This is a genomic window from Gordonibacter pamelaeae (genome assembly GCF_003340385.1).
GTDB lineage: Bacteria > Actinomycetota > Coriobacteriia > Coriobacteriales > Eggerthellaceae > Gordonibacter > Gordonibacter pamelaeae.
Window position 1 is genome coordinate 329,931 of sequence record NZ_PPTS01000001.1, and the last position, 20,062, is coordinate 349,992.

At 56.1% G+C, this 20,062-nt stretch carries 17 protein-coding genes; 15 read left to right on the top strand and 2 right to left on the bottom strand.

What is annotated here, in order from left to right; all coding sequences use genetic code 11:
• The first annotated feature begins 240 nt into the window (after positions 1–240).
• From C1877_RS01400 to C1877_RS01430, 7 genes are all read left to right on the top strand, one after another.
• The gene (locus C1877_RS01400; RefSeq protein WP_181813765.1) at positions 241–471 is read left to right on the top strand and encodes an arsenic resistance protein; all 231 of its coding nucleotides are present in this window, start codon (positions 241–243) and stop codon (positions 469–471) included.
• 160 nt (positions 472–631) lie between these two features.
• Positions 632–1,201: a DUF5714 domain-containing protein gene (locus tag C1877_RS01405; RefSeq protein WP_114568160.1), complete on the top strand. Its 570-nt coding sequence runs from the start codon at positions 632–634 to the stop codon at positions 1,199–1,201.
• A gap of 15 nt (positions 1,202–1,216) precedes the next feature.
• Complete coding sequence (locus C1877_RS01410) at positions 1,217–1,447, top strand: biotin/lipoyl-containing protein (protein WP_114568161.1); 231 nt, start codon at positions 1,217–1,219, stop codon at positions 1,445–1,447.
• Positions 1,444–2,235, top strand: a complete 792-nt coding sequence (locus tag C1877_RS01415; protein ID WP_114568162.1) for a lipoate--protein ligase family protein — start codon at positions 1,444–1,446, stop codon at positions 2,233–2,235. The genes C1877_RS01410 and C1877_RS01415 overlap by 4 nt, the downstream gene beginning before the upstream one ends.
• A gap of 37 nt (positions 2,236–2,272) precedes the next feature.
• The gene (locus C1877_RS01420) at positions 2,273–3,295 is read left to right on the top strand and encodes a DUF262 domain-containing protein (protein ID WP_114568163.1); all 1,023 of its coding nucleotides are present in this window, start codon (positions 2,273–2,275) and stop codon (positions 3,293–3,295) included.
• Positions 3,296–3,374: 79 nt separating this feature from the next.
• Positions 3,375–4,034: an arsenate reductase/protein-tyrosine-phosphatase family protein gene (locus C1877_RS01425; protein WP_114568164.1), complete on the top strand. Its 660-nt coding sequence runs from the start codon at positions 3,375–3,377 to the stop codon at positions 4,032–4,034.
• Positions 4,035–4,101: 67 nt separating this feature from the next.
• Positions 4,102–4,422 (top strand): ArsR/SmtB family transcription factor, encoded by a 321-nt coding sequence (locus C1877_RS01430; protein WP_114568165.1) that lies wholly within the window; start codon positions 4,102–4,104, stop codon positions 4,420–4,422.
• An 800-nt stretch (positions 4,423–5,222) separates the two neighbouring features.
• Here the strand turns inward: C1877_RS01430 and C1877_RS01435 are convergent.
• Complete coding sequence (locus C1877_RS01435) at positions 5,223–5,825, bottom strand: hypothetical protein (RefSeq protein WP_114568166.1); 603 nt, start codon at positions 5,823–5,825, stop codon at positions 5,223–5,225.
• Positions 5,826–7,616: 1,791 nt separating this feature from the next.
• On the opposite strand from C1877_RS01435, the gene C1877_RS01445 reads away from it, so the two are divergent.
• The 8 genes from C1877_RS01445 to C1877_RS01480 all read left to right on the top strand — a co-directional run bounded on the left by C1877_RS01445 (position 7,617) and on the right by C1877_RS01480 (position 17,943).
• A complete protein-coding gene (locus tag C1877_RS01445) occupies positions 7,617–8,873 on the top strand; it encodes an MFS transporter (RefSeq protein ID WP_114568168.1) in 1,257 nt (418 codons plus the stop codon).
• A 111-nt stretch (positions 8,874–8,984) separates the two neighbouring features.
• Entirely contained in the window at positions 8,985–11,252 is a 2,268-nt protein-coding gene (locus C1877_RS01450) for a molybdopterin-dependent oxidoreductase (protein WP_114568169.1), read from the top strand.
• 8 nt (positions 11,253–11,260) lie between these two features.
• Positions 11,261–11,599, top strand: coding sequence for an oxidoreductase (locus tag C1877_RS01455; protein ID WP_114568170.1), 339 nt, complete (start codon positions 11,261–11,263; stop codon positions 11,597–11,599).
• Positions 11,600–11,680: 81 nt separating this feature from the next.
• Entirely contained in the window at positions 11,681–14,080 is a 2,400-nt protein-coding gene (locus C1877_RS01460) for a molybdopterin-dependent oxidoreductase (protein ID WP_227153576.1), read from the top strand.
• Positions 14,081–14,082: 2 nt separating this feature from the next.
• Positions 14,083–14,571: an oxidoreductase gene (locus C1877_RS01465; protein ID WP_114568172.1), complete on the top strand. Its 489-nt coding sequence runs from the start codon at positions 14,083–14,085 to the stop codon at positions 14,569–14,571.
• A gap of 42 nt (positions 14,572–14,613) precedes the next feature.
• Entirely contained in the window at positions 14,614–15,045 is a 432-nt protein-coding gene (locus C1877_RS01470) for an FKBP-type peptidyl-prolyl cis-trans isomerase (protein ID WP_147274491.1), read from the top strand.
• A gap of 222 nt (positions 15,046–15,267) precedes the next feature.
• Complete coding sequence (locus tag C1877_RS01475) at positions 15,268–16,548, top strand: MFS transporter (protein WP_114568174.1); 1,281 nt, start codon at positions 15,268–15,270, stop codon at positions 16,546–16,548.
• Between the two features lie 462 nt (positions 16,549–17,010).
• Positions 17,011–17,943, top strand: a complete 933-nt coding sequence (locus tag C1877_RS01480; RefSeq protein ID WP_114568175.1) for a LysR family transcriptional regulator — start codon at positions 17,011–17,013, stop codon at positions 17,941–17,943.
• Between the two features lie 645 nt (positions 17,944–18,588).
• On the opposite strand, the gene C1877_RS01485 is transcribed toward C1877_RS01480, so the two are convergent.
• On the bottom strand, positions 18,589–19,779 hold the full coding sequence (locus tag C1877_RS01485) for a tyrosine-type recombinase/integrase (protein ID WP_181813766.1): 1,191 nt from the start codon (positions 19,777–19,779) through the stop codon (positions 18,589–18,591).
• Positions 19,780–20,062: the final 283 nt, after the last annotated feature.

Genomic DNA, 20,062 nt, shown 5'->3' on the forward strand with positions numbered 1-20,062 from the left:
ATCGGGTATGGGGGCCTAGCATGGATGAGATACTGGCTCAAACCTCGTCTCTAATAAGGGGGGGGAGCCCCGCCGTCGCCGTCTGCGCGGCATTCATCAGCGGGGTGCTCACGTCGTTTACGCCATGCTCGCTCTCGGGCGCCTCGCTCGCCATAGCGTACGTCGGCGGTGTAGAGCAGAAAGGAACGGCGAAATCTTCGGCTCTCGCTTGCGTTCGCCCTCGGAAGCTCACTCGCCTTCGTGGCTAGGAAGGTCGGGACGGATTATCCCAGCATGGCGTCGGTCGCCTTCACCGCGACCGGGAATAATTTCGAGCTCACCATAGCCGTCGCGGCTGCGACGTTCGGGCTTGCATCCGGCGAAGCGTTCGCCGCGGTCATCGGCCCTCTTGTGGAGGTGCCTGCATTGATATTGCTCGTGAATGCCTCTTTGCGCTTGAAGGCCGCATGGTATGAGAAGCGACCGTTGTAGGAGCGGCGCGCGGTGATCGGGACGTCTTCGTCGGAGATGCAGGGCGTCCCTTTGGATTTCGTACCCTTGCAGGATGCGGGGATTCGGCCTCGATTCCTATTGACTCTGGCTTTTTCCCGACATAACATATCGAATGATTTCGATATGTTAGGAGGGATGGATGGACAACTTGTCTTGGGTCGTGGACGAGTGCATCGGCGAGCTCGGAAAGTCAGTCGCTCCCTGCGATCTGCTCGAGAGGCTGTTCGCCGATCCGCGGTGCCCGGCTTTCGGTGCGGATCATCATTTCATTGTCGGCGCGTGCCTGCTGACAGCCCTAGCGAGCGCAAAAGGGGATAGTGGGGAAACGTTGCTGTCCCGGCTTTCGGAACTGGGCGTGCGCTCGTCGTCTGTCCCCGGCGCTGCGTGCGCGCGATGGGGAGTGTGCGGTGCTGGGGTATCTGCGGGCATGGCGTACGCGATCGCCTCGGGTAATGAGCCTTTGAAGGAAAACGGCTGGGCCGAAGGGCAGAAGATGGTGGCCCTCATCGGGCTCGCGATAGCCGACGCGGGCGCTCCGCGCTGCTGCAAGAGGGATTCGAGGATCGCCGTCGAGGTTGCGGCCGGCATCTTCGAACGGGACTTCTGCGTATCGTTCCCTTCGCCGGAGCCCCGGAAAGCGCGCTGCGCCTTCTCGGAGGCCAATGCCGTTTGCCTGCGTGAAAACTGCAGCTATTACGAAAACCGTTAGATCGAGGTGATTTTCATGGATGGATCCCAAGGCACCCCCATCGTTGTATCGGAAGGGTTCCGCCACATATTCTGGCTCAAGGCCCCTGGCGATCATGTTAAGGCGGGGGAATCGGTGGCCAGCATGGAAGCCGGGAAGGGGACGACGTTCGTCGCCGCTCCCGTCGAGGGGACGCTCGGGGACATCGTCGTTCCTACAGGGAGCACGACGAAATCAAACGAGCCCATCGGCTTCATTCTGCCATGACGGGCGAAGCCCTTCTCGGCTTGAAGATCGGCGAATGCGCCAGCCCGTTTGGAACCGCGGCGGAGAACCTTGCCTTCGAACAGCTGCTCGCATCATGCCGGACCCCTTGCTTCGTTACGCATAGGGATCGCGCTTGCGTTTCGATAGGCTTCAATCAGGACCTCTCGGCGGAGGTGGATGTATCCGTCGCACGCAGGATCGGTGTCGACATCGTTAGGCGTCCGACGGGGGGAGGCGCTGTCTACCGCGACGATGGGTGCATATGCTATTCGTTCGTGGTGCCCGATCGCTATTCGCGGATGCCGGTCGATCTCGTCGCGGAAGCATTGCGGACGCTTGGCTTCCCCGTCGAGAGGACCGGCAGGAACGATCTCTTCCTGGAAGGGGCGAAGGTGTCGGGCTTCGCATGGGAGGCCATCGGAGGCATGTCGGTGGTGCACGGGACCCTTCTCCATTCGACCGATATAAACGTCATGGACCTTCTCGTTGGCCGGAAGAAGGGCAAGTACCGCGGCACCGCCATGGCATCAGCGCATTCCCGCGTAGCCAACCTGTCCAGCATCAAGCCGATGGGAAGCCCCGACGAGTTTCAAGTCGCATTGCATCGGAGGATATGCGACCTGATGAGGGAGCGCGGCGCCGAAGTCTGCTCGTTTCATCTGGGTGACGAGCAAAGGGAATCGGTGGTAAAGATCTCGCCGAGTTTCGTCTGCCGTCCGTCGGATCGCGAGGCCATCGCCGAAAGCCTTGCATGCCGCGAACGCGAACGAGGGCCGCTCGAATGCTGAGGCCCTCATATGCAGTTCATCAAGAAAGGGGACTGTTGTGATTACCGAGCAAAAGATGTTCTTGGATGTTTTGGGGTCGGAAAACGTGCAATACGTCATCCCGGTTTTCCAACGCGTGTACTCATGGAGCAAGGATCAATGCGACGAGCTGTGGGGGGACATTCTCCGCGCCGGACGTACTTCCAACACGCATTTCATCGGCACGCTGCTGTATTCGGTGGACCCCGACGACGGCAGCGGCGTGACCCGCCTGTCGGTCATCGACGGCCAGCAGCGCACCGCGACGCTCACGCTCCTGCTGGCGGCGCTGGAGCGCCGCCTTCGCGAGACGGGCGCCAGCATCGGGCATGTGGATGCGGACTTCGTGCGCGACAACCTCCTCTTCGTCGGCGGCGAGCACAAGCTCGTCCTGTCGCGTACCGACCGCAAGACGCTGTTCGCCATCTTGGACGGGGGAGAGCTTCCCGAGCGCGTCTCCGAGCGGGTGGTCGAGAACTTCGAGTTCTTCTGCGCGAAGACGAGGGAGGAGGGATTCGATCCGGGCGACCTGTGGGCGGGCATGCAGCAGCTGCTGCTGATATCGGCCAACCTCACCGACGAGGACAACCCGCAGCTGATCTTCGAGTCGCTCAACTCGCGCGGCACCCCGCTGACCGTCGGCGATCTCGTGCGCAACTACCTGCTCATCGCCGAGGACCGCAGGGAGCAGGAGCGCCTGTACGAGGAGTACTGGAAGCCCATCGAGCTGATGTTCGGCGACGACCCCGGGTCCGAGAAGCTCAACGCCGGCATCCGCATGTGGCTCACGATCCGCTTCGTCAAGGAGCGCATCCGCGACAAGAGCCAGACCTACAGCGTCTTCAAGGCATACATCGAGGACGAGTACGACGGGCCGCTCGAGGACCTGCTCGTGGAGCTGAGGAACTTCTGCCTGATGTGGTCGGAGAACTACAAGGACCACGACATCATGACCGGCTCCAAGGAGTTCCGCTCGTGGGACTGGGCCAAGGGCAAGCGCACGACGCTCGTCCCGCCGCGTGCCAGCCAAGGCGGCTTCTAAAAGGCGAGTATTCGACAGCGGGGCGAGATCGTTGATCCGATAACGCAAGCAAAGGCGCTCTCGAGAGAAGGACGGCATAATGAGCAAAACCTGGTATCCCATCATAGACGAGGCAGAGTGCATAGGATGCGGCGCATGCCTCGCCCTCTGCCAGCTTGGGGTCTACAAGGCGTCGATTGGGAAAGAGGCCCCCGATGTCGTCTATCCTGTGGGCTGCGTTCATGGATGCAAAGGATGCGGGAGCCTCTGCCCTGCATCCGCGATCTCCTATCACGGGGACGACGGCTCGGCGGGCATCGACTACTCGTTCGAGACCTACAAGCCCGAGCTCTCATGTCCGGGCAAGCCCAAGGTCGCATTCGTGTGCACGCACAACGCTTGCCGAAGCCAGATCGCTGAGGCCCTCGGTAGGAAGCTCGCCTCCGACGTGTTCGAAAGCTATTCGGCGGGAACCGAACTTAGGGACTCCATCAACTCCGATGCGCAAAGGCTGATGCTGGAGAGCCATGGCATCGATATGGCGGGCTGCGGGCAGCGCAGCAAGTTGGTCGCGGACATCCCCGCGCCCGACGTGGTTGTGTTCATGGGATGCGAGGTGAGATGCCCCAACGTACCTAGCGAGTATTCGGAGGATTGGGGCATTGCCGATCCCACTGGAAAGGGGGATGGCGAGTTTCTGGAAGTCATCGAGGAAATCGAGCGAAGAGTCCTCATGCTGAAGGAGCGACTTTCCCGTTAGCGGAATCCCGTTTTCTCAAGATGGTAGTATGATTAGCCGAAGCGACGTGCCGCATAGGAGGACACCCATGGACCACGCGAAAAGCAACAGCGAACCCTTGCAATCCCCCCGCCTTTCCGACGATGCCTCCATCTTCAAAGCGCTCGGAGATGAGAGGCGGCTTCGGATAATGCGACAAATCGCGTCTCAGCCTGGCATATGCTCCTGCAAAGTGCTGGCGGAGCACGAGATGTCGCAGTCGACGCTTTCTCATCATATGAAGCTCCTTTGCACGGCCGGGCTCGTCAAATGCGAGAAGGATGGGAAGTGGATTCACTATACGTTGGACCCAGATGGCATCAGGCGGGCGGTCGAGACATTGAAAAATCTTGAGGAAGCGACGCGGTAGCTTGGCGAGTATGCCTAGCCGATGTATGCGACTCTTCTCATATCGGCGGTGTTGTCGTCGCCAAGGCCGTCGCGCTTTTCAGCGCGGCTGCGAATCGAGGGGTGCGATTCGTCGCTGATCTTACCAATCTGTCGCCGTGCCCTTTTCACTCCGTCCTCTCTTCGAAGCCTATGGGGGCTTGGAGCACGTTCCCGACGATTAACCCGGCCTTCTCGACGGAAGGTGATTGCGTTTGGGAGATGAAGGGGTGGCATCCAAGAAAGCAGTCTGGCAACTTATACGCGATGGGAAGGCTATGGATCTCTGATTGAAAAAGCGCTCTAGACGATTTCGTTAGCTTGTTTAGTCATGTATGTTCTCGGTCTGACAGCCCAGCGACCGTACGGTTCTGTCGGGATGGATAACGCAATGTTTCCCCAGTTCGCATGCTTGGTCCGACCATATTGAGGGACTTCGTCTCTTTGCTTTTGGGCAAATTTTGGGCAAATAATTGGAAAACCGCCGAAAACAAGGGCATCCGCACGATGCTTTTCGGGCGGTAGAGAAGTAGCGCTGAGGTGAGCTCTTGCGCCGGGTTCTGTCCCGTTTTGGTCGCGATTTGCAAATGGTCCGACGAATATGAATTTTGGTGGCGCTTCCGAAGCAACCGTTTCGGGACTCTCTTAATCCCGAAACGGTGGATGGGTGCAGGGGGCTTGCCTCCTGCTGCAGGACCGGGGCGCGCAGCCCCGGCGCGATCGCGATCGGGAGAACGATGGGAAGGGAGCCGCCGGAGGGGGCGGCTCCCTTCGCGCTTACGCCTACTCCCTCGGGACGATGAGGGCGGTGTCGGATTCGATCCTGTTGTTCGGGTTCCAATTCCAGTCGCCGTCGTGGTCGTATCGGGCGACGAGCGGTGTGCCCTTTTCGGAGCGGGCCACCACGGGGTAGTGCTCCCATCGCCCGTCGAAGTCGCTCACCCAGACCTCGTCTCCGATTTCGAGCTCCGAGGAGGGGATCTCTTCGGCGTCGAGGAGGTCTCCGAGCCGCTCGCCTTCGGGCATCGCCTCGTCGAAGGCCCGGAGCATGCCGTCGAAGTCGTGGGAGCTCTGCTCGACGAATCCTTCGTAAGGGAGGATCCGGTCGGCGATCCTCCATCCTTCGATGACGTAGATCCCGTTGTCCCCGGGATTCATATGCTTGTCGTCGGAGTAGGGCATGATGCCCACGCTCAGCGTGACTCCGAAGAAGTTGCCGGCGACCTGGCAGAGCCTCGCCCATCCGTAGTCGTCCGAGCTCGGCGGGCGGTAGCCCTTGAACTCGCAGTACCGAAGCAGCGGCTCGACGGTGTCGCGCCCTCCGTTCCAGTGCAGGTACAGCCCGATCTTCCTCTCGGCGGTGGTGATGACGGCTCGGTTTCCCATGACGATCCCTTTCGGCTTTCGGCCCGCCCCTTTGGCTGGCCTCGTGGCCTGGGGCGCGCCCCGGTTCCCGGGGGCGTCAGCGGAGGGAAGCGAAAACCCGCGAGGGCCCTGAGCTTCCGAGCGTTTGGCCGACGGGCCTTTCGCGCCGCTGGCGCGCATGGCAAGCACCTGCGATAAGGGGCGGATGGTTCTAGAGCAAGGAGGCATAGTGCGACGAGCAGGGTGTTCCCATAATTTTCCCAAGCGTCAATCCGACGCTCAGCTAGTGATTTGGCAATGCTGACGCAGGCCTCGTTCAGGGTTCGCTTCCGACTGTCTACAGCGCGGCTCGCTAAGTCGCGTATGGGATCTTGTCTCTCAAGATCGCGTATATCACAACCTCTTGCTGCTCTGCCTGGACGCGCTGACCGACGATATAGACGTTCCCGACTGGCGGTCTTGGGCGCTACACCGCAGTGCGATGCGATGTGGTCGTGGTCGGAGAAGTCCTCGATCCTGATAAGATGACCAGCTCAGAGGCCGTCCTGGGTCGATGTCCGGGATGGTCATGGGGTATTCGTGGGTGGCGTCCTCGACGAGCGTGGCGGTCGTCTCCGCATCGAGCCTCTAGGCCTCCGTTTCGTTTTCCTTGTCGGCATTAATGCGCGGATGCGTGCTACTCCATGATAATGCCCCCTGACACGTTCTCCCGGCGGTGTGGCTTTCACTTTCGGGTGGGAGAGCCTCCGGAATTCTGCAAGGGCGGATCCCATGGGTTTATTCTGCCTTCGAATCTCCTTCACGCTCTTTGATTTGCCGCATATGCCCCTTGGACCCGTTTCTCCTTGAGTCTAATCTTCTTGCAGGTTGTCGGGATCGGCCCTGATGCGCTGAGTGGGGGAAGGCGGGGCAATCGTTGGGGGCGCGTTCGAATCCGCACCAAGAATTCGATGCCTCACGAAGGATTCCTTCATGTACAAGCGGAATGGGCGATGTCCAATGGGTTCTGGCTAGAGACTGCGAGTGGGAGCGGCTCTCAGGTGCGGGTATTCTGCTGCGGATGTGGTTTTACTGCGGGCCGCCCAGGGTTTCATTGTTGGGAGACGGGCGAATGAAACGGATTTCCGGATCGTATCCGACCTGGCAGAACATCGGAATAAAAGGGTTTCGGAGCTAGTTCTCAGCTTCCTTTGGTGGCCAAATGTTCGCTGTCGTCATCGAGGGTCTGATCAAGGTTGCAGCGAGAGCATGGGCTTGCTTGCTAGGCAAGTAGTGCGATCTCATTAAGGCGAGGTCCGAATCGGTCTTCCAGATCGGATTAACCATGTTTCCAAAAGAGGGGATAAAGGGTGCGACATCTTCAGTAACAACAGTAGTTTCGCCATCTTTAGAATACGAGCAGTTCGAACAATTCAGCCAGTTCCCATGGGGTATATACCAGCTGATGGCTGCCGTGTTTTGTGACGTAATGGAGAACGCTTAGAGAGAGGAAATGTTATGTGCTTTAGACCCGCAGGCGTTGATCAGTTCATTGAATGTTCGAGTTGCGGAAAGCAAATCAACATGGTTATGGGCGTAGCTCCTGAAGAGTGTCCGTTTTGCGGCGCAAAAACCGACGGCATGGAGAGGAGAAACGGATCTCCGGTTGCCGCTCCTGCCGCCCCCGGTGCGCCTGGGATTCCGGGGGCGCCCAAGCCTCCGGCGGCTCCCGGGATGCTGAACTGATCAAAGCATCCCTTGTGTTTCCCGGGGGTATTTCAGCCTCATTAAAACGAAACGGTAGCGGGCGGCATGCTTTAGGAGGGGAAAAGTATGGGGGCTGCATTAAAGGCAAAGAGCGTATATAAGGGTCGTTCACCGGCGATATATTGCTGGTTCGTGACGCTGATCGTCTGGTTGACCGGCGTTGCGATGCCTCTCAATATGCTCAAGGTTTCGATTTTGTCTCCGGTATTGATGCAATCGTTTTCGATTGGAACGGATGCTATGAGCTGGGTCATGGCGATGTTCTACATTATCGCTGCGATCCTCGCTGTTCCCGGAGCGGTCATTGTGGGGAAAATCGGCTATCGCTACACGTTCGTCCTTTCATTGCTGTTTGCGGTAATCGGCGGTTTCATCGGCACCATCGCAACGGATTTGACCGTCTTCATATTGAGCAGGGTGGTTGAAGGCGTTGGTTTTGGCCTGGTTTCCACTGCAGCGGTACCTGCTATTTCTGGGTGGTTTTCCCCGGAAAAGCGGGGCGTCCCGCTAGGGATTTGGGCAATGAACGTCACCATGGCTTTCCTGGTGGGTCCAAGCCTTTTTTCGAGAATGTTCGAAGCAACGGGGGACTACCATTTCATATGGGGTGTTTGCCTTGCGTTTAACGCAATCCTGCTCCTCGTCGTTCTCATCTTCTATCGAGACGCTCCGTTTAGCTTTGATTCGGACGGCGAAAGAGGACGATCTGCCGGAGAGGCAAGCGCGTCGAGCCATTTTGCGAATCTCAAGCGCGTTGTGAAAAACCCTGCAGTATGGATCCTCGGCCTTGTCTTCCTGTGCGAAGAGATTCCTTTTCTGGGAATGTCCAACTTCTTGACAACCTATGCAACGCAGGAGACTGATATCTCGATGACTGCCATGTCCGCGATTATATCGGTAATGGCTGTCGCGGGCTGCTGCGTGAATCCTTTAGCGGGCAAGCTTTCCGATGTTCTGGGAACCAAGAAAAAACTAATGGTGCTCAGCTGCATTGGGGGTACCGCATATGCCTGGATGGTGTTCCAGACGACAACGGTCGAGGGGTTTGTCCCGGTGATTGCGCTCAATGCCATTGCCGGTGGAGTGATTCCCGTAATGATATGGTCCTCCATCCCCAAAGTCGTCAAGCGCCCCGAAGATATTGCTTCGGCAACGGCAATCGTGCTGTTCTTCCAGCAGCTGGCGGCTTTGTTCGGATCCCGAATTCTCGGAATGGTAGTCGAACATTTCGGAAGCTTTTCAATTGCTGGTCAGTACGTCATGGCACCGATTTTCGCACTAGGCCTCGTTGTCGTGTTCGCCGGATGGAAAAAGCTTCCGTAGATCTAACTCAAGTTACCCCTGCGCAGCGTTTATTGCGAAATGCCCTCGTTTCTTTCGGTATGGAAATCGCGCTTAAAGAAAGCGGAAAATCGGAGAGGAGAAGAATAGGGAATGGACGAGAAAAGCTGGATTACTGAGCTTGGAGACGGTACTCATCAAGTTCGCACATGCGTATGGTCGCCGCCGGGAGACCATCCAGTTGGATGCGGCATCGTCGTAACCGTCAAAGACGGAAAGCTTGTGAAAGTCGAGGGCGATCCGAATCACCCCATCACGCACGGAAGACTTTGCCCGAGATGTATCGCTCTCGACGAAGTCGAGTACCATCCAGATCGAATTCTGCATCCGATGAAGCGAGATCGCGCGGATCGCGGTAAGGATAAATGGGAGGTGATTTCCTGGGATGAAGCTTATGACCTTATAGAGTCAAAGGTGCGCAAGTACTGGAAGGAGCCCGGCCCTCAGGGCATTCTGACCTTCACCGGCACCGGACGCGAAATAACGATGTATTCGGCGGCGTATTGCCATGCGATCTTTATGTCCCCAAACTACTGCATGACCCTCAGCGGCGGTGCTTGCTACGGTCCGCGTTGCACCATAGCAAACTTCCAGCTTGGCGCGGGCTATCCCGAACTTGATTACGCGGCGTATTTCCCGGACAGATATGAGGATCCGCGTTGGGAGCTTCCAAAGTATGTCTTGGTGTGGGGAAAGGATCCTATTAACTCTAGCCCCGACGGCCTGTTCGGTCACGCGCTTGTCGACCTGATGAAGCTTGGATCAAAGCTGATCGTCGTTGATCCTCGCGTTACATGGATCGCCGCGCATGCTGAATACCATCTCCAGCTTCGCCCCGGTACCGATACGGCCCTCGGCCTTGGCTTGGCTCATGTCATTATTGCCGAGAATTTGTACAACAAGGAATTCGTTGACAAGTGGTGCTATGGATTCGACGACTTTGCAGAGTGGGTGGAGGATTGGACGCCCGAGCGTGCCGGTGAAGTTTGCTGGGTAGATCCAGAGCTGATTCGTGGTGCGGCACGTGCGTTTGCGATGAATAGTCCCTCGTCCGCCTTGTGGGGTTTGGCAATCGATCAGATGACCAATGGCCAGCAAGCCGGGCACATCTTCCTCGCGATTTGTGCGCTTTGCGGTTATCTGGATATTCCTGGCGGTCTTACGCTTGCTCGTCCGTCTAGCTTTACGGGCAAATGGCGCTATGAGACCGTCAACTCGGTTCCTGATGAGATTCGTGCGAAAAGAATGAGGGATCCCGAGGGCAAGTATTCATGCTGGGATGCTGCGGGTCCGGGTCCCTTGCCGGACGTGACGCTCAATTGCTTGGAACAGGATAACGCTGTCGATGAGTATAAGATGAGCTATTGGTTCGGCACGAATCCCCTTGCATGCATGGCTGCGTCGCCGAAACGCTGGGAGAAGGCCCTGAACAAGCTCGAGTTCAACGTGTCGCAAGATATCTTTATGAACCCATCGATCATGGCTTTGTGCGACCTGGTTCTTCCGCTCACGACGTCTATCGAACATGAGGGTATTGTGATGCCGCATTTCGGTCGCAATACTCATTTCTTGGGTGCGATGAACAAGGCTGTCGATTCCGGTGACTGCAAGAGCGATGTTGAAATCATGCTCGAGCTTGGTCGCCGCCTTCGCCCCGAGCTTTGGCCATGGGAGACCCCTGCGGAGTTCTTCACCGAGCAGTTGCATACTGCGTACGATTGGGGTTTCGAAGATTTGCAAGATATGGTTGTATTCCAGCAGCCCTTCGAATATCGCAAGTACGAGTCCGGCAAGCTTCGTGCCGATGGGAAGCCCGGTTTTGACACCCCAACCGGTCTGGTTGAGTTGAAGTCCTGTATCTATCCCGCTTTTGGAGAGCAAGCTCTTCCGTATTTCGAAGAGCCGTATTACAGCCCATACAGCGATAAGATTTCCCAAGGGGTCCGGGAGGCATTCCCTCTCGTTCTTACGTCTGGCGGACGCCATATCGCCATGTTCCATTCCGAGCACCGCCAAATACCTTCGCTACGTTCGATGAATCCATGGCCGCTTGTCACCATTCATCCCGACACCGCGTCGAAGTACGGTATCTCCGATGGCGATTGGGTCGAGATCTCCAATCCGCTTGGCACTTGTGTTCAGAAAGCGAAGCTCAGCACGACGATTGATCCTCGTGTTGTTCATGCGCAGCATGCTTGGTGGTTCCCCGAGCAGGATGGCGAGGCGCCGAATCTGTTCGGTGTTTACAAATCGAACATCAACAATCTTGTGCCTCATGAGTGCGTCGGCATCACAGGTTACGGAGCTCCATACAAGAACGTGATCTGCAATATTCGAAAAGTCGATAGCCTGGAAGGTTAGGGATTGTCATGGGCAACAAAGCAATGGTAATCGATTACGGATACTGCACCGGCTGCGGATCCTGCGAGGTCTCGTGCCGTAAAGAGAAGGGGCTGAGCCTCAACGAATGGGGCATCAAAGTTTCCTCTATCGGCCCTCAGAAGTTTGATGACGGTCGCTGGGAATGGGACTATCTGCCCACCCCGTCGCGTTTATGCGATCTATGCGTGTCGCGTATCGAAGAAGGTAAGAAACCTTTGTGCGAGCTTCACTGCCTCGCCTCGGTCATTAAGGTTGTAGACGTCGAAGAGTCATCCAGCATCCTTGCTGAAAAGAACGGCGGAAAGGTTGTCGTCTATCTCCCGTAGTTATGTTGGCTGATGAGGCTGATAACTGCTGTAGATGCATGAATGGACGAAACAAAAGGGAAGCGAGGGAAGGAGAGATCTGTGGAGAAGGGGTATCAAGACTGGCGCGACAATCCTACGATTCGCCCTTGGCATCCGGATCGATTAAACGCGCGTAGCGAATTCACGATCAGCGAGGATGAAAACGACCTCAATAAGCCTTGGCGCTACGAGGAGGACGGATTGACGGTCACGCGTACAAGCCCGTGGTCCCCCCCGGGCTGCCATCCGGTAGGCTGTACGCTGAAGCTTTACACCGATGAGGGCGGAAAGCTCGTCAAGGTTGAAGGCGATGAAAACAATCCGGTTACGCAGGGCCGTCTGTGTGTACGCTGCATTACGCTCAAGGATTATATCTACAACCCGAGTCGCATACTGCATCCTATGAAGCGCGATCCCGAGAAGCGCGGTGTCGCAGATGCGTGGGAAGAGATAACATGGGACGAGGCGTTCTCTCTCATCAAGAAGCGCTACGACGAGATCACGGAGCAGTACGGACGCGAGTCGATTGTCGTCTTCGCCGGTACCGGTCGCGAGGGCGGTACGATGGCTCCGTTTGGTAGCCGTATGCTCTGTACGCCTAACTACTGCTATTCTCAATCCGGGTACGCTTGCTATGTTCCGCGAATGGCAGCCTCGTCGTATTTGCTGGGCGCTGCATATCCTGAGATCGATTACGCGGGCGGCTTGCCGGGTCGTTACGATGATCCGGAATACGAGATTCCTGAATGCATTGTCGTTTGGGGCAAGGAGCCGCTCGCCTCGAATCCTGACGGCTTGTTCGGGCATGCGGTCATTGACCTTATGCGCAGGGGGACGCGTCTGATTGTCGTTGATCCGCGCAAGACGTGGATGTCTTCACGTGCGGATTATTTGCTGCAGCTCCGTCCGGGCACCGATACGGCACTTGCGATGGCATGGTTGAACGTCATCATCTCCGAAGGGCTTTACGACAAGGAGTTCGTCGAATACTGGTGCTATGGCTTCGAAGAGCTTGCCGAGCGCGTTAAAGAGATGACTCCGGCGAAGGCTGCGGAGATTACGGGTGTTCCCGAGGAGAAGATTGTTGCTGCTGCCCGTATGTACGCAACGGCAACACCGGCTTCGATTGCATGGGGCCTTGCTCTCGATCAGAAGGCAAACGGCATGCAGGCGGGTCATTGCATGATCGCTTTGATGGCTATCTGCGGGAACATCGACGTTCCCGGTGGTATGCGAATCGGCGATAAGACGATGGGTCTGAACGAAGCCGGATTCGGTTTCGAAGAGGGTTTGGGCAAAGAGCTTATTGCGAAGATGATAGGAGCAAAGGAGTATCCCGCGTACTGCGGATTGATCCTTAACTCTCATTGCGATTTAACGCTGCGTGCCATGGAGACGGATGATCCGTATCCGATCAAAATGGGTTTCTATGCTGGAAACAACTTGCTCTCCTGCACGTCTGCGGAGCCCGAGCGCTGGATGAAGGCCATCAATCGCTCGATGGAATTCGTTGTCGGCTTTGATACGTTCATGACGCCGTCTACGCAGGCAACATGCGACGTGTTCCTGCCGCTTGCGACCATAGCGGAACGCGAGGGCGTCGTTCAGACGCACTACGGCTCGTCCCCGGTAACCATGGGGTTCATGAACAAGGCGGTTACACAGGGCGAGGGCATGTCGGACCTCGAGCTCTGCTATAACCTCGGCAAGGTTCTCAACCCGCACTTGTGGGAGAAATATGACTGCGTGCGTGACTTCATCGAGCATTTGCGTCTCGGCAGCAAGTACAGCTTCGAGGATATCAGCAAGGAGGTTGTCCTTCAGCGCTACGTCGGCTATCGCAAATACGAGACCGGCCTCCTTCGTCGTGATGGAAAACCCGGCTTCAATACGTCGACTGGCCGCGTTGAGTTGTGGTCCTATGCGTTCCAGAGATTTGGCGAGGATCCGCTTCCGTATTACGAGGAGCCCCAATACAGCCCGCGTGCGACACCCGAGCTTCTCGAGCAGTATCCGTTCGTGCTGACGACGGGTGCTCGTCCGTTCGCATTCTTCCACTCCGAGAATCGTCAGATTGCGTATTGTCGCGAACTCAACCCCGATCCGCTGATTGAGATCAATCCTGAAACGGCGAGAAGTATCGGCGTCTCCGACGGTCAGTGGGTCAAGGTCAGCAACCAGTTCGGCAGCTGTGTGCTCAAGGCGAAGATCACCCCAATCGTAAAGGAGGGTGTCGTTCACGCCCAGCATGCCTGGTGGTTCCCTGAGCAGGACGGAAACGCTCCTTATCTGTATGGCACGTTCCGTTCGAACATCAACAACCTTGTACCGAACTTCCACTTCGGCAAACTCGGCTTCGGCGCCCCCTTTAAGTGCTTGCTGTGCAACGTCGAGCCCATTAAGGAGAACTACGACACCGATATGAATCTTGTCTGGGAGAAGTTTGGGGAGTTGGTGTAACGATGACGACTTACGGTCTGCTGATTGACTACGAATACTGCACGGGGTGCCAGTCTTGCGAGGTTTCATGCAAGGAAGAGCACGGTTATCCGGTAGGCAAATGGGGCATTCGTGTCGTTGATGAAGGTCCTTGGGAGATCGATGAAGATCATATGAACTGGAACAAGATTCCGGTGCCTACAGATCTGTGCGACTTGTGCGTTAATCGTACTGCGAAGGGCCGCGAACCGATTTGCGTGCACCACTGCCTTGCGGACGTTATGAAGTACGGTCCGGTAGAAGAGCTTGCGAAGCTCATGTGCGACAAGACCAAGCAGGTTCTGTTCGTCCCGCAATACAAGCCGTACGAGGCCCGCGGTGAATTTGTTTCCAAACGCTTCAATGACGCAAACAGAAGAAAAGCTGCCGCGATGGAGGTCGAGGCAACGGGTCATATCGAATTTGCAACGCATCGCGATGACTCTGATGTGCGTACGGTTGACCTCGATTAAAGGTTTCGTTGCGGTGCGACGAAGTGGAGAGAGGTGTCTTTCATGGATAGTGAGCGCGTAGGAAGGGCGGCTTTTGTCAGGTACCGCGGAGGCGCTGTTGGCGATGATCTAATTGACGATTGCAGCCAAGGTGAACCTGTGCGTGTGGTTTTGGGCGTCGGCGAGCTTCCGAAGGGAATGGACAACGAGTTTATCTCGATGGAAATCGGCGAAGAGCGTACTGTCCGCATTCCCTATGATTTGGGGTTTGGCGCACATGATCCGAATGGCGTCCAGACGTATCCTCGCACGTACATCGCTAACGGGGAGAAGCTGAAAGAGGGCGATTTTTTTGCTTGGACGAACCCAGTGAGCGGATCTCCTATTCCTGTGAAGGTAATCCATGCAGACGATTTACAGGTAACTATCGACTTCAACCATCCTTTTGCCGGCAAGGATCTGACCTACTGGCTGCAATTGGTCTCGATGGAGTAGTCAAAGTGTGCCTGTTCTGCGTGGGATGCGGGGCATGCCCTCGCGCAAATTTCGAGGCATCTCTTGCTGAAGAACTGGAAGCTCGTCGTTCGTCCTCTGCTTCGAACGACGAGCGGTTTGAAATGGAAAAGAGAACTCCTGTCTTAAGGCCTCCTGGGGAAAACAAGAGGTTGACCTGCGAAGAGCCGAAGAGGCAGGAGGTTTTAAGGGAAAGGGGATGAAATGACTTCCGAAAAGAGTGGAAAAATGCACTACGCATGGCTGATTTTCATAGGGTGCTGTTTCGTCAACGCCGGCTCGATGGCGGCGTCGATCAGTATCGTTGGCGTATACATGCTGCCCGTTTCTCAATCAATAGGAGTTGGTCCTGGCGACTGGATGCTATGGATGACGATTTGCTCGATTGTCTCCGCGATAGCTACGTCTTTCTGGGGGCAGGCGATTCAGAGCAGGAACATTAATGTGGTGACCTCGCTCTCCGCTATACTTCTTGCTCTAGCCGTATTCATGTTCTCTTTTGGCAACAATGTCATGTGGTTTTATATTTGGGGGGCGGTGATCGGCCTTGCCGTGCCGTGCATCGCGACGCTGACCGTTCCTACGCTGCTCGGCAATTGGTTCGGCAAGAAGCAGCGCGGCAGAGTGCTCGGCATCGCAGCTGCGTTTACCGGCGTTGGCACGTTTTGTTGGGCTCCGTTGTTTACCATGATCCTTCAAAACTTCGGATGGTCGACGGCGTATCAGATCAACGCTGCGCTTATTTGTGTGTTCCTCCTTCCGTGGACGCTGTTCGTATTTAAATTCAAGCCGAGCGACAAGGGGCTTGAGCCGTATGGGTTCGACGCGGAACTTGCTTCTCAGGAAGCAGACGCCATGAAGCTTGGCGCGAGCCGTGCTACAGCGCTTAAATCAGCTCCTTTCTGGATCATGATGGTCGTCGTGCTGTTCACTTCGATCGGTATGGGATTTAACTCTAACCAGGTGGCTATTGCCACTGAGGCGATGGACGGGATTATGGCTGCCCCTGAAGCGGCCATGCTAGGTGCTTCGATGATTTCCGTTGCGGCGGTTGGCAATATCTGCGGAAAGGTTGCGTTCGGCTTCATGTCGAATCGTGCCGGCCTAAAGGCTACGTTTGTGGTATTCGTTCTCGCTTTCCTGGTTGGTTTTGGGCTGTGGGTGTTTGCTCCTGCTTCCGCGGCGCTTCTTGTAGGCGCGTTTTTGTTCGGCTCACACAACGCACTCATCTCCGTCGGCTATCCGCTTATTGTTCGTTCGCTTTACGGGAACAAGGATTACTCCAAGATTTTCTCGAACCTAATGACCGTAAACGGACTTATGGGTGGTATCAGCGGGACCATAATTAGCTTTGTCTATCAGGCTCTTGGCAGCTATCAGGCGGCTCTGATTGCCGCTATGGTAATGGTTATCGTCATTGGTGCATTGCTTCTTGTATCTTGCTCGTTTATCGGAAAGATCAAATGGGACAAAGCTGCTGCATAATGCGATTGAATCGATAGCTTAAAGGGGCGATATTTAGCATTTGCCCCTTGCTTTTCGGGGGTCTGCGGAAACGGAATCGGCAGGCCCCCGTTAGTAATTTGAGTTGAATGCTCCTTCGGTTTGTTAGTGGTATGCGGGCGGTCTATAGGGGTCGTTTTCTCCTTTTCGGCTTCTGCTGACGCGCTGGCAGAGTCCTCTCATGCTGCAGTGTGCGGATGCTTCGTTCAGTACAGCCTCATTTGCCCCGAGCGCATCGAAAGGCCAGAAGACTCTCGGTAAGTGATCATTCGCTTGCAAGCCGCATTGGCTAGCGGATTGTCAAAAGCTGTAAGTGCTGTATTATTTCCTTGCAAAATTGGCATATGCTCATGCATATCAGTTTGCGAGCGTTTTTCATGCGGTCGCTGGCGAAGAGCTAATTTATATTTGCGTTTATACTATGTCTACGGATCGGAGGGTCCTATGAACATAGATATTGTCAGAGAATTCCAGGTATTTGCAGTTAGCCAGAATTTAAGCAAAGCGGCCCGTGAGCTCCACGTTACCCAGTCTTGTCTTAGCAAACATATGGCAGAGCTTGAAGCTGAGACCGGACTTGATCTCATCGATCACGGATCAAAGAAGGTTACGCTTACGTCGGTTGGTAAATACTTCGCTAGCGAGATGGCGGTGCTGCTCTTTCAATGGGACGATTGTCTTCGCCGTTGCATGGAACTGCAAAAAGAGGCGCATTGCGAATTGCGTATAGCGGTATTTCTCGAAGGTAACGACGCGAACGATGTCTTATATCGGGCGGGGAATGATTTTCGTAAAGCTTGTCCGAATGTGGACATTGTTTACGCAAAGCTTGTCGGCAGTTCTCCCGCTGAAGCTATTCGAGATAGCTTGTTTGATGTTGTTGTCGACGTGCGGTGTGGCGAACCGAGCTCGTACCGCCCTGACGGAGATTACCTTGACATGCGCGCGGTGCCCATTTCGCGTAATCCGCTCCTTGTCTGGATGAGCAAGCATAATTCTCTGTCGGAGGAGGGCGGCATCTCTCTCGATGACCTGCTGAATATACCGATCATGACAAGCATGACGAATGTATACGATTACATGAGGGATATGACTCGCGACGCGTTTTCTCGATACGGCGCCGAACCCTTGTTTAAACCTGTGCATTTTGATGCGGAATCGCCTGCGTCGTTCTTTCTTTCCGATTTCGACGACAGGAGCGTCATGCTGACTACGTTAGGGATGGCCGACAATCGATGTCTTTCGGGACGTAAGGACATTGTGCATTTGCAAACGACGGATCCTCGCCTTGAGGCGACATCACTTGTTATGTGTCTCACTTCCAATAAATGCGCGATGTCTTTTCTTGATTATATCGAGCAGCTGCTGAGCAAATAATGAGATGCTCGATCACCGGGTTTCAACTGCTGGTTGAGAGTCATTAAGGTTTGGTTAATGCTTTGGGATGGGGTCGTCTAATCCCTGCTGAAAGCGCATGGCTAGAATGAACGCTTTCTTGGGTGGGTTCTTTCGATTTGTCAATTGCATCATGTCGTATAGGGCTGTTTGTACCAGGCACCCCGGAGTCGCGCCCAGAAGCTCGGAGGACGCATCGAGGTCTTCAGCTGCTTCCACCTGTATCTTGTTGGGCGATGTGGGGGAGACCTCCGTCTTCGACGTGGGCTTCTGAGCAGGAGCCGAAAAGCTGGTTCGCTTGTTTGAGGTATCTTCTTTGTCGCGTGAAAATGCTATTCACTCGGTGGGGGCGTTCCGACGGTCAGTCGCTTTTGAGTCTTCGCGTGCAGCACGCTTTGACGAACATTGGGAGAATGCTTTCTCGGCTCGTTCGATGCGATCAGCATCATGGAGCCTCTTGGAATCCCTTCTGGAGGCGAGCAAGGAATGGGCATTCTTTCGAAGAGCAGCTTCCCAGACGGCCTTCTCCGTTGCGGAGTGGACAGCGGCGGATGAGAACCCCTCCTCTCGGCGATTCTGCCGCGAGTCCATGGAATGCGACAAGAAGAATCAGATGTTTTCCTGGGGTCAACTCCTTCTTCTCGTCAGGAGCAATCCCGCCGCGGTGCCCGCGATCACGAACGGCACAATTCTGACGAACGCCCATTCGAACGCGTGGAGGAAGGCGATGGCGACTGCCGTCTCCGGATCGTCGAGATTCCAGTCCGGGTAGGAGTTGCCCAGAATCGCGAGGCATGCGAGAATTAGCACCATGATCGCGCGACCCTGCTCTCCGAATCCGTTCTCCACGCAGAACTCCCGGAACCACCTTCCGAAGATGTTCGGGTCGTAGCAGCCCCCGTAGATGTTGCTGACGACCGGGCTCTTCTCGGTTTGTGGGATCGCTATCGCGTCGGTGTCCTCGCCCTCTAGCCTCCTCTTCCTGGCCTCGAACTCCGTCCTTTGCACCCGCTTCCATTCCTCGAGGTACGCGACGATCTCGTTGTCGAGGGGGATCCAATGCTTGCTCTTCGGGTCTCTCGGGACCTTGTCGCAGGCATACTGCTGGGCGACGTAGAGCTTGCGCTTGTCGAAGTGGACGTGCTCCCAGGTGAGGCCGAGCATCTCGCTGCGCTTCATGCCCGTGTGCAGGGTACGCAGCACCGCGCAATGCTGGGCGCTCACGGACATCCCGAGGATGGTGGAGTTGAGCCTCTGCGCCTCGCCCGCCGTGAGGCTGTGCCGCTCCTTGGGCTTCGGCCTGGGGATGGATATGGGGGAGCAGGGGTTCTTGGCGACGAGCCCGTCGTCGACCGCCTGGTTCATGATCTGGGAGAGCTTCTGGTGGACGCGGTGTAGCCTGCTCTCGGTCGCGCCCTCCTTGCGCATCCTGGAGTAGGCGCTCCTCAGGGTGAGGGTGTCGAGCTCCTGCAGGCGGTACGCGCCGAAGGCCTCGGCTATCCGCTTGATCTCGTAGGCCTCCCGGTTCCACGCGAGCGGGCTCCTGAACTCGTGCTCGCGCTCCTCGTGGAAGCGCACCGCGTATTCCCCGATGGTGATGTCGCTCGGCCTCACCGCCGAGGCGTCCATGATCTCGGCGCGGTACTCCATCAGCGCCTTGGTCGCCTCCGACTTGGTGCCGTGCACGGTGCGGCTGGGCGACTTCCTGTACTTGCCCGTCACGGGGTCCTTGCCGAGCGCGACCCTGATGCGCCACGTGTTCTTCCTTCCCGTCTTCTCCACCGACCCTATGCCGGACAATGAGCTTCTTCCCGACATCGCGTACTCCTTTCCTTCGGTTCGCATGGGAAAGAAGACACCGCCGAAGACCGGCCGCGTCAAGCGGCGTTTACTGACTCCTTTGCCCGTCTTCGGTTACAGTACATAAACGTACTGTTATGGGCAAATTTGGGCTAATTATGGGCTAAAATGCTGAAACATCCTGAAACATCATTGGTGTCAGGATTTTTTGACGGGCTTTTAACCTGCGAAAATAGGGAAAAATGAAACAATCTGGCCACTTATAAGGTGTTCTCATAACCCGGAGGTCGTAGGTTCAAAT